The organism is Streptomyces katrae (assembly GCF_000966975.1).
In the GTDB taxonomy this organism is placed as follows: Bacteria; Actinomycetota; Actinomycetes; order Streptomycetales; family Streptomycetaceae; genus Streptomyces; species Streptomyces katrae.
On the sequence record NZ_JZWV01000855.1, the window covers coordinates 1 to 9,316 of the forward strand.

Annotated in this window: 8 protein-coding genes; 5 read left to right on the top strand and 3 right to left on the bottom strand. The window is 72.4% G+C overall.

The annotated features are described in order from the left end of the window. Positions 1–140: 140 nt before the first annotated feature. The 3 genes from VR44_RS28030 to VR44_RS28040 all read left to right on the top strand — a co-directional run bounded on the left by VR44_RS28030 (position 141) and on the right by VR44_RS28040 (position 3,679). Entirely contained in the window at positions 141–1,388 is a 1,248-nt protein-coding gene (locus VR44_RS28030; RefSeq protein ID WP_045950403.1) for a S1C family serine protease, read from the top strand. A 105-nt stretch (positions 1,389–1,493) separates the two neighbouring features. Next, positions 1,494–2,228, top strand: coding sequence for a response regulator transcription factor (locus VR44_RS28035; protein ID WP_045950404.1), 735 nt, complete (start codon positions 1,494–1,496; stop codon positions 2,226–2,228). Next, on the top strand, positions 2,225–3,679 hold the full coding sequence (locus tag VR44_RS28040; RefSeq protein ID WP_045950405.1) for a sensor histidine kinase: 1,455 nt from the start codon (positions 2,225–2,227) through the stop codon (positions 3,677–3,679). Before VR44_RS28035 ends, VR44_RS28040 begins: the two co-directional genes overlap by 4 nt. Here VR44_RS28040 and VR44_RS28045 read toward each other — a convergent pair. Beyond that, on the bottom strand, positions 3,659–4,558 hold the full coding sequence (locus VR44_RS28045) for a phosphatidylinositol-specific phospholipase C (protein WP_045950406.1): 900 nt from the start codon (positions 4,556–4,558) through the stop codon (positions 3,659–3,661). The two genes, VR44_RS28040 and VR44_RS28045, sit on opposite strands and share 21 nt — an antisense overlap. A gap of 115 nt (positions 4,559–4,673) precedes the next feature. Next, positions 4,674–5,261 carry a TetR/AcrR family transcriptional regulator gene (locus tag VR44_RS28050; RefSeq protein ID WP_045950407.1) on the bottom strand — a complete coding sequence of 196 codons (588 nt, stop codon included), beginning with the start codon at positions 5,259–5,261 and terminating at the stop codon, positions 4,674–4,676. Between the two features lie 152 nt (positions 5,262–5,413). On the opposite strand from VR44_RS28050, the gene VR44_RS28055 reads away from it, so the two are divergent. Beyond that, on the top strand, positions 5,414–6,199 hold the full coding sequence (locus VR44_RS28055) for an alpha/beta fold hydrolase (RefSeq protein WP_045950408.1): 786 nt from the start codon (positions 5,414–5,416) through the stop codon (positions 6,197–6,199). 93 nt (positions 6,200–6,292) lie between these two features. Here VR44_RS28055 and VR44_RS28060 read toward each other — a convergent pair whose 3' ends face one another. Next, complete coding sequence (locus VR44_RS28060; RefSeq protein ID WP_045950409.1) at positions 6,293–8,110, bottom strand: bifunctional metallophosphatase/5'-nucleotidase; 1,818 nt, start codon at positions 8,108–8,110, stop codon at positions 6,293–6,295. A 138-nt stretch (positions 8,111–8,248) separates the two neighbouring features. Here VR44_RS28060 and mshD point away from each other — a divergent pair, with 138 nt between their 5' ends. Next, a complete protein-coding gene (mshD, locus tag VR44_RS28065) occupies positions 8,249–9,178 on the top strand; it encodes a mycothiol synthase (RefSeq protein ID WP_045950410.1) in 930 nt (309 codons plus the stop codon). Positions 9,179–9,316 lie beyond the last annotated feature (138 nt).

Here is a 9,316-nt window from a genome sequence, read left to right on the forward strand (position 1 = left end):
GGGAACGGTGGAAGGGCGGGGCGGGGAGACGGCTCCGCGCAGCGGCCCACCCGCACCCTTATATCGGGCATACACGGTTCTGTCGGGCTTCTCAGCCAGGACTCAGGAAGCTCTCATGATCCGCGGACAGAGTCACAGACATGACCGAGAGCTTCCGCCGCGAAGGCGAGTACCCGCAGGAGAACCGCCCGGCCCCGCACTCGCCCTTCGGCGAGGACTGGCAGCGCGGACGTGACCGGCTGGCTCAGGACGCCATGGGCGGCGGCGGGTCCTACCCGCCGCCGCCCGCGTACCCCCCGGCCGCCCCGGGGTGGAACGAAGCCCACCAGCCCCCGGCGGCGACGGTCATCCAGGGCGAGACCGTCACCGCCGGAGACGGCAACGGCGGCGGCCACAACGGCCACAACGGCTGGACCACCTGGGGCGACGCCGCCCCGCCCCCCGCCCCCCGTGCCAAGCGCCCCGTCGCCCTCCTCGCCGCCGTCGCCCTCGCGGCGGCCGTCGTCGGTGGCGGTACGGCCGCCGCCGTGCAGCAGTTCCTCGGACAGAACGGGACCAACGGACCCGGCTTCCCCGGTACCAACGTCTCCCAGTCCAGCAACGGCACCGTCTCCGGCGTCGCCGAACAGGTCAGCCCCTCCGTCGTCCGCATCGACACCCGCACCGCCTCCGGCACGGGCACCGGCTCCGGCATCGTCATCACCGCCGACGGCGAGATCGTCACCAACAACCACGTCGTCAACGGCGCCTCCGAGATCCAGGTGACGATGAGCGACGGCAAGAAGTACACCGCCAGGACCGTCGGCACCGACCCCGACAAGGACCTCGCCCTGATCAAGCTCCAGGGCGCGAGCGGCCTCAAGCCCGCCAAGCTCGGCAACTCCGACCACCTCAAGGTCGGCGACCAGGTCGTCGCCATCGGCTCCCCCGACCGCCTCACCGGCACGGTGACCAGCGGCATCGTCTCCGCGCTCGACCGCGAGGTGAACGTGCCCAAGTCCGAGGGCCAGCAGCAGCGCGGCCGCCAGGGCGGCGGTGGCGGCGGCTGGCCGTTCTCGTACGACGGCTGGCAGTTCAACGGCGACACCGGCTCGAACACCACCTCCTACAAGGCCATCCAGACGGACGCCTCCCTCAACCCGGGCAACTCCGGCGGTGCTCTCGTCAACATGAACGGCGAGATCGTCGGAATGCCGTCCGCGATCTTCTCCCCGTCCAACGACAGCTCCAGCGCAGGCAGCGTCGGCCTCGGCTTCGCCATCCCCGTCAACACCGTCAAGGCCGACCTCGCCAACCTCCGCAAGGGCGGCAGCGGGTCCGGCGGCGCCTCCGACGGGAGCGGGAACGGGAACGGCAACGGGTTCGGCATCTCCCTCGGGTCCTTCTGACACCCTGGGACGGGACCAGCCCGGACCAGCCCGGACCAGCCCGGCCGGCCCGCGCGGCCCGGCCCGGTCCCGTGAACCGAACACCACCACCCCAGGGGGCCACGAATGAATCCCGCCGAAGGCGACCCGCAGCGGATCCTCGTCGTCGACGACGAGCCGGCCGTGCGCGAGGCCCTGCGCCGCAGCCTCGCCTTCGAGGGGTACGACGTGCGGACCGCCGTCGACGGCGTCGACGCCCTCGACCAGGCGGCCTCGTACGCCCCCGAGCTGATCGTCCTCGACATCCAGATGCCCCGCATGGACGGTCTGACCGCGGCCCGCCGGCTGCGCGCCGCCGGCAGCGTCACCCCGATCCTGATGCTGACCGCCCGCGACACCGTCGGCGACCGCGTCACCGGCCTCGACGCCGGCGCCGACGACTACCTCGTCAAACCCTTCGAGCTGGACGAGCTCTTCGCCCGCGTCCGCGCCCTGCTGCGCCGCAGCTCCTACGCCACCCCCGCCGCCGGCCCGGCGCAGCCCGAGGACGTGCTGACCTTCGGCGACCTGCGCATGGACCTCGCCACCCGCGAGGTCACCCGCGGCGGGCGGCAGGTGGAGCTGACCCGTACGGAGTTCACCCTGCTGGAGATGTTCCTCGCGCACCCGCGCCAGGTCCTGACCCGTGAGCAGATCCTCAAGACGGTCTGGGGCTTCGACTTCGAGCCCAGCTCCAACTCCCTCGACGTGTACGTGATGTACCTGCGCCGCAAGACCGAGGCCGGCGGCGAGCCGCGCCTGGTGCACACCGTGCGCGGCGTCGGCTACGTGCTGCGCGCCGGCGAGGGCGGGCCCGAATGACGAGCCCCGCCGCCCGGTTCCGCACCCTGCCGCTGCGCTCCCGGCTGGCGCTGCTGGTGACGGTCGCGGTGGCGGTCGCGGTGGCCGCGGTGGCGGGGGTGGCGTGGGTGATGGTCCGGGCTCAGCTGAACGAGCAGCTGAACCAGTCCCTGCTGTCGACCCAGCCCGACGAGCAGGTGGTGCGCACCCTGCGCGAGGGTTGCGTGACCCGCCCGGCCGTCGGGACGCCGAACATCGCCGAGGAGCTCGGCCCGACCGTCCAGATCGTCACCGCGGACGGCGCCCGCTGCCTGGTGAGCGGACGCAGCGACCTGCCGGTCTCGGGGGCCGACAAGGCCGTCGCCGCGGGCCTGAGCGCCAAGAGCCTGCACGACGCGACGACCGGCGACGGCACCAGGATGCGCGTCTACACGATCAACAAGCACCTCACCAACGGCGCGTCCTTCGGGGTCTCCATCGCCAAACCCCTCGCCGACGTCGACCAGCCCCTCTCCACCCTGGCCTGGGTCCTGCTGCTGGTCTCCGGCATCGGTGTCGTCGGCGCGGGCGCGGCCGGGCTGTGGGTGGCCCGGACCGGGCTGCGGCCGGTCGACGAGCTCACCGGGGTGGTCGAGCACATCGCCCGCACCGAGGACCTCACGGTCCGGATCCCCGAGGAGGGCGACGACGAGACCGCCCGGCTGTCGCGGTCCTTCAACTCGATGACCGCGGCCCTGGCCTCCTCCCAGGAGCGCCAGGCCCAGCTGATCGCGGACGCCGGGCACGAGCTGCGGACCCCGCTCACCTCGCTGCGGACCAACATCGAGCTCCTCGCGCGCAGCGAGGAGACCGGCCGGGCCATCCCGCCCGAGGACCGCCGGGAGCTGCTGGCCTCACTGAAGGCACAGATGACGGAGCTGGCCTCGCTGATCGGGGACCTCCAGGAGCTGTCCCGCCCCGACGCCGCCCCGCACGCCCCGCTCGGGGTGGTGGCCCTGCACGAGATCGCCGGTACGGCCCTGTCCCGGGCCCGGCTGCGCGGTCCCGAGCTGCGGTTCGACGCGGAACTGGAGCCCTGGTACGTGCGGGGTGAGGCGGCCGCGCTGGAGCGGGCGGTGGTGAACCTGCTGGACAACGCGGTGAAGTTCAGCCCGCCGGGCGGTGCGGTCGGGGTCTCGCTGCGGGCGGGCGAGCTGACCGTACGGGACCACGGGCCGGGCATCCCGGCCGAGGACCTCCCGTACGTCTTCGAACGGTTCTGGCGCTCCGAGTCCGCCCGGGCCCTGCCCGGCAGCGGGCTCGGCCTGTCCATCGTGGCCCGTACGGCCGCCCGCTCGGGCGGCACCGCCGAACTGCGGGCGGCGGCGGACGGGGCCGGCGGCACGGAGGCCGTCCTGCGGATCCCGGGCGCCCCGACGCCGCCGCCGTCGGACCAGCCGTCGGCGCGGGGGTCAGTTGTGCCGGATCAGTGAGGCGACCAGGCCGGAGCGGGTGTTGGGGAAGTCCATCGGCACGATGCCCAGCCCGGTCCGGCCGGCCAGTTCGGCGCCGTCGACGAAGGCGTGGACCTGCGGGTTGAGCCGGTCCGAGTTCCAGCGCGGGGGCATGTAGGCGGCGGTGCTGGTGTAGTTCACGAAGAGCTTGCCGGGCTGCTGGACGGCCTTGCGGAACTGGTCCTCTATCCGGCCGCGCTTGGCGAAGGGCTCGGTGTTGTAGTCGTCCTGGATGTCGAAGACCCCGCCGTCGCCGTAGCGTAGGCCCGGCAGGCCGGCGTTGTCGGCGAGGAGGACGACCCTGCCGCGGGCCTGGCCGAGGGTGGGCAGGGTGTCGGCGATCCGGAAGAGCGGGCGCCAGCCGCGGTGGTCGAGGTAGTCGTCGAAGACGGCGCGGAAGGTGGCGTCGCTCTCGGTGGAGTACTCCTGCTTCACGCGCATCAGGACGGTCTCCGAGGGGTGCGCGGCGAGGAAGGCGGCGCAGGCGACGAGGACGTCCCCGAACATCAGGTTCTGGAAGAACGCGGCGTGGTGGATGGCGAACGAGCCGCCCGTCACCCGGCAGCGGACGTCGAGGAAGCGGATGCCGGAGTCGAGCTGCTCGGCGATCGAGGTGTTCTGGCAGGCGACGTAGAGGCCGCCCAGGCGGGCGCCGGAGTCGTGGGTGCCGGGGATGGTCATGCGCTGGAGGGCGGTGGAGTCGGGGAGGGCGGCCATCCAGTCCTGGGGGCCGAGGGTTCTGGTGGCGGGGGTTCTGGTGGCGGGGGTTCTGACGGTGAGGCCCCGCGCGGAGGCCGGGGCGGCCGCGCCCAGCCCGAGTGCGGTGGCGCCGGCGGCCGCCGTGAGTGCGCCGGTCAGGAGTCCAGTGCCATGCCCGCCCCTTTGTCCGCAGTCCGCTGTCCGTCGGCCGGTCGTCGGCCGGTCGTCGGCCGTCGTGGCCGGACCGGATTATGGCGTGCGGAGCGTGGGGTTACTACCCGTCGGTACGGGCGGGTTCGCCGAGCAACTCGACCATCGTGCGCAGCCCTTGGACGAGTTCCGTGCCCGTCGGCGCGTGCTCCGGGTCGGTGAGGGCCTGGACCATGACCCCGCTCAGCAGGGCGATGTGCAGGGAGCCGAGGGAGCGGACGTCCTCCTCGGTGACGGCCTCCTCCGGCACCCCGCGCAGCGCAGCGGCGACCATGCGCCGGTTGCGGCGCTGGCCCTCCGCGAGGATCGCGAGCAGTTCGGGCGAGGACTGGGCGTGGACGAAGGCCTCTACCGAGGCGGTCCAGAGCCAGCTCATCTCGCCGAAGTCGCGGATCTTGCGGTCCCAGGTGTCGGCGTAGCGCTGCTCGGCGGTGTCGCCCTGCCCGGTGAGCCGGCCGGCGCCGGCCGCCCACTCCTCCATGGCGGCGAACAGCGCCTGGTTGAGGAGCACCTCCCGGGAGCCGAAGTGGTAGCCGATCGCGGCCATGCTCACCTGCGCCGCCGAGGCGATGTCGCGCACCGTCGTGCGCAGGTAGCCCTTCTCCTCCAGGCACCGGCGCGCTCCGGCCAGCAGGTCCTCGCGATTTCCCATGCCGGGATCGTAGCCGGGCCGATTTTTGGGCGGTTGCCCTACACGCATGTATTGCGCACTTGCCCAACTGCTGGCAGGCTGAAGCCGTCCGCACCGGACACCGACGCACGAGCACCGACGAACGAGCACCGACGAACGGGGAGAGCCGAACCATGCGCCACACGCTGGACATCGACGGACGCACGCTGTCGTACCTGGACTCCGGCGGCACCGGCCGCCCGCTGCTCGCCCTCCACGGCGGCATGTCCGAGGCCCGGGCCTTCACCGGCCTGGCCACCGCCCTCGGCGAGGAGTGGCGGGTCATCGCCCCCGACCAGCGCGGCCACGGCGACTCCGACCGGGCCCCGGACTACCGCCGCGAGGGCTACGTCGCTGACGCCGTCGCCCTCCTCGACCACCTCGGCCTCACCGAACCGGTCGCCCTCCTCGGCTACTCCCTCGGCGGCCTCAACGCCTACCACCTGGCCGCCGCCCACCCCGACCGGATCGGGGTCCTCATCGGCGTCGACGCCAACATCGACATCCACATCCCCGCCGGCCCCCACTGGTTCGACTTCCTCGGCGCGCTGCCCTACACCGCCCCCACCCGCGAGGAACTCCTCGCCGCCGTCGACCCGGCCGCCCTGCCCTTCGTCGCCGACGGCGTACGCCCCCTCCCCGGCGGGGAGGGCTGGCGGCTCGCCTTCCACGGCCAGGACATGCTCGACTCCATCCGCGCCTGCGCCGGCGACCACTGGGACACCTGGCTCGCGAGCACCTGCCCCGCCCTGCTGATCCACGCCACCGGGAGCCAGGCGCTCCCGCAGGCCACGGCCACCGCGATGGTCACCCGCCGCCCGAACACCGCGTACACCCCCCTCGACGGCGATCACTTCGTCCCGTTCACCGACCCGGAGGGCTTCCACGCCGCCGTCGCCGAGTACCTGGCCAAGGTCTGAGGGGGATCCGAGGCGGATCTGGGGGGATCTGAGGGGGAACAGAGAGAGGGGCGGCGGGCCTTCCGGCCCGCCGCCCCTCTCCGCGTCCTGCTGTTACTTGACGACCGTGATCCGGTCCGCCTTCGGCGGGGCGATCGGGGCCGCCGCCGACGACTTCGCCAGGAGGGCGTTGAACGCCTCCAGGTCCGGCACGCCGACCAGCTTGTTCTTGTGCTCCTTCAGGACCGTGAAGCCGTCACCGCCGCCCGCGAGGAACTCGTTCATCACGACCCGGTAGGTCTTGGCGGGGTCGATCGCCGCGCCGTTCAGCTTCACCGAGTCCACGACGATCCGGTCCGCGCCCGTCTTCGTCATGTCCAGGGTGTAGGTGAAGCCCTTCGAGACCTGCAGGATCTTCGGGTTCGCACCGTTGACCGGACCGGTGACCTGCTGCTGGAGCGCGGTGATCAGCTGCGCGCCCGTCAGGTCCACCACGTCCAGCAGGTTGTTGAACGGCTGCACCGTGTACGACTCGCCGTACGTCACGACACCGTCGCCCTCGTCACCGGCCGCCTTGTACGCCAGGTCGGCGCGGATGCCGCCCGGGTTCATGATGGCCAGCTGCGCGCCGCCCTTGTCGGCCGCGGAGGTCGCGTCCAGCTGCGCGTCGGCGATCAGGTCACCCAGCGGCTTCTCCGGCGCCTCCGAGCCGCGGCCCGCGATGTCGGCGGAGATGTAGCCCATCGGACGGTTGGCGACCGGCGCCGCCAGCTTCTTCCAGCGGTCGATCAGCTCGGTCATGTCCGGGGCCTTCGGCAGGTCCCGGCTGACGACCTTGTTCAACGGCTTCGGCGACTGCACCGGCGTACGGACGATGTCCTTGGTCGCGCGGTCGTAGGTCAGCGTGGTGTCCGTGAACAGCCGGCCGTAGGACGCGGCCGAGGTGACCGTACGCGGGTTGCCCGCCGGGTCCGGGATGTTGCACGAGTACGCCTGGTGGGTGTGGCCCGTCACCAGCGCGTCGACCTTCGGGCTCACGTTCTTGGCGATGTCGACGATCGCACCCGAGATGCCCGCGCCGGCATCCGGCACGTTGCAGTCGTAGTTGTACGCGCCGCTCGCCGGCAGACCGCCCTCGTGGATCAGCGCCACGATCGACTTCACGCCCTGCTTGTCCAGCTCGGCCGCGTACTTGTTGATCGTCTCGACCTCGTCGCCGAACTTGAGGCCCTTCACGCCGTCCGCCGTGACGACGTCCGGCGTGCCCTCCAGGGTGACGCCGATGAAGCCGATCTTCACGTCCCCCTTCTTCCAGATGAAGGTGGGCGACATCAGCGGACGCTTCGTCTTCTCGTCCGTCACGTTCGCGGCGAGGTACTTGAACTCCGCTCCCGAGTAGGTCTTGCCGTACTCGAAGCAGCCTTCAACCGGATGACAGCCGCCGTACTGCATCCGGCGGAGCTCGTTCTTGCCCTCGTCGAACTCGTGATTGCCCACGCTCGTCACGTCGAGGTTCAGCTTGTTCAGCGCCTCGACGGTCGGCTCGTCGTGGAAGAGACCGGACAGCATCGGGCTGCCGCCGATCATGTCGCCGGCCGCGGCCGTGACGGAGTACTCGTGGCCCTTGCGGGCCTCGCGCAGAGCGGACGCCAGGTACTCGACGCCGCCCGCGGGTATGGCCTTGGTGGTGCCGTCGGCCTGCAGTTCGGCGACCGTGCCCGAGGAGCCCTGCGGCGGCTCCAGCGTGCCGTGGAAGTCGTTGAACGACAGCATCTGCACGTCGACGGTCCGGCCCTTGGCGACCGGAACGCCGCCACTGGCGGCACCGGCGGGCAGGGCGGCGGCGACCATCGCGCCGGCACCCGCGGTGAGGGCGAGGGCGCCGAAGGTCAACCGGCGCGCCGTGCGGTGCCGTTGTGGCTTCGCTGACATCTGTTCCCCTTTTTGGACAGCGAGACAACTGGGAGGTGCCCGCAGCCTATGGTCAACGCGCGTAGCACCAACAGGGGGGTGCGGGTTGCGAGCTGGTTACGCGCGGCCGTCGGGCGGTGTCGGTCGTAGGCTCGGAGCATGACTGACGCAGCGACGGGCCCGGACACGGGACGGCACATCGAGATCCTCGACGAACTGACGGACGAACAGGCCGAGGCGGTCCTCGGACTGATCCAGGACGCGGCCCGCACCGACGGCACCACCGCCGTCTCCGAGCAGGGCCGCCTCCAGCTGCGCGGCGGCCCCCGCGAGGGCATCCGCCACTTCCTGGCCACCGCCGACGGCAAGCTCGTCGCGTACGGGCAACTGGAGGACACCGACCCGGTGGAGGCCCCCGCCGCCGAGCTCGTCGTCCACCCGGCGCTGCGCGGCCGCGGCCACGGGCGCGCCCTGGGCACCGCCCTCCTCAACGCCTCCGGCAAGCGGATCCGGGTGTGGGCCCACGGCGGCAAGTCCGCCGCCCGGCACCTCGCGCAGGTGCTCGGGCTGACCCTCTTCCGCGAACTCCGCCAGCTGCGCCGCCCCCTGGGGCCCGACTCGCCCCCGCTGCCCGATCCCGTGCTGCCGTCCGGGGTGACCGTCCGCACCTTCGTCCCCGGACAGGACGACACGGCCTGGCTCGCCGCCAACGCCGCCGCCTTCGCCCACCACCCGGAGCAGGGCTCCCTGACGCAGCGCGACCTCGACGACCGCGTCGCGCAGCCGTGGTTCGACCCGAAGGGGTTCTTCCTGGCGGAGCGGGAGGGCGAACTGGTCGGCTTCCACTGGACGAAGGTCCACGCCGAGGAACAGCTCGGCGAGGTCTACGTCGTCGGCGTCCGCCCGGGCGCCCAGGGCGGCGGCCTCGGCAAGGCCCTGACGGCGATCGGCCTCCACCACCTGGCGGGAGCCGGCCTGCCGACGGCGATGCTCTACGTCGACGCCGACAACCCGGCGGCCCTGGCGGTGTACGAGGGGCTGGGGTTCACGACGCACGAGGTGGACCTGATGTACCGCACGGAGAGCTGAGGGGGGCCGCGGCACGGGCGCGCCGGGCGGGGCGTTTCCCCCTCCGCCCCTTCCGCTTCGGCCGCTTCGGCCTCTTTCCCCTCGTGCGCCGGGCGACTGGGCACTCGCGCTGCGGGCCCGCCATCTCCCCCTCGAGGG

Coding starts and splice junctions, on each gene's coding strand:
- VR44_RS28030 (WP_045950403.1), top strand. CDS start 141: ATGACCGAGAGCTTCCGCCGCGAAGGCGAGTACCCGCAGGAGAACCGC.
- VR44_RS28035 (WP_045950404.1), top strand. CDS start 1,494: ATGAATCCCGCCGAAGGCGACCCGCAGCGGATCCTCGTCGTCGACGAC.
- VR44_RS28040 (WP_045950405.1), top strand. CDS start 2,225: ATGACGAGCCCCGCCGCCCGGTTCCGCACCCTGCCGCTGCGCTCCCGG.
- VR44_RS28050 (WP_045950407.1), bottom strand. CDS start 5,261: ATGGGAAATCGCGAGGACCTGCTGGCCGGAGCGCGCCGGTGCCTGGAG.
- VR44_RS28055 (WP_045950408.1), top strand. CDS start 5,414: ATGCGCCACACGCTGGACATCGACGGACGCACGCTGTCGTACCTGGAC.
- VR44_RS28060 (WP_045950409.1), bottom strand. CDS start 8,110: ATGTCAGCGAAGCCACAACGGCACCGCACGGCGCGCCGGTTGACCTTC.
- mshD (WP_045950410.1), top strand. CDS start 8,249: ATGACTGACGCAGCGACGGGCCCGGACACGGGACGGCACATCGAGATC.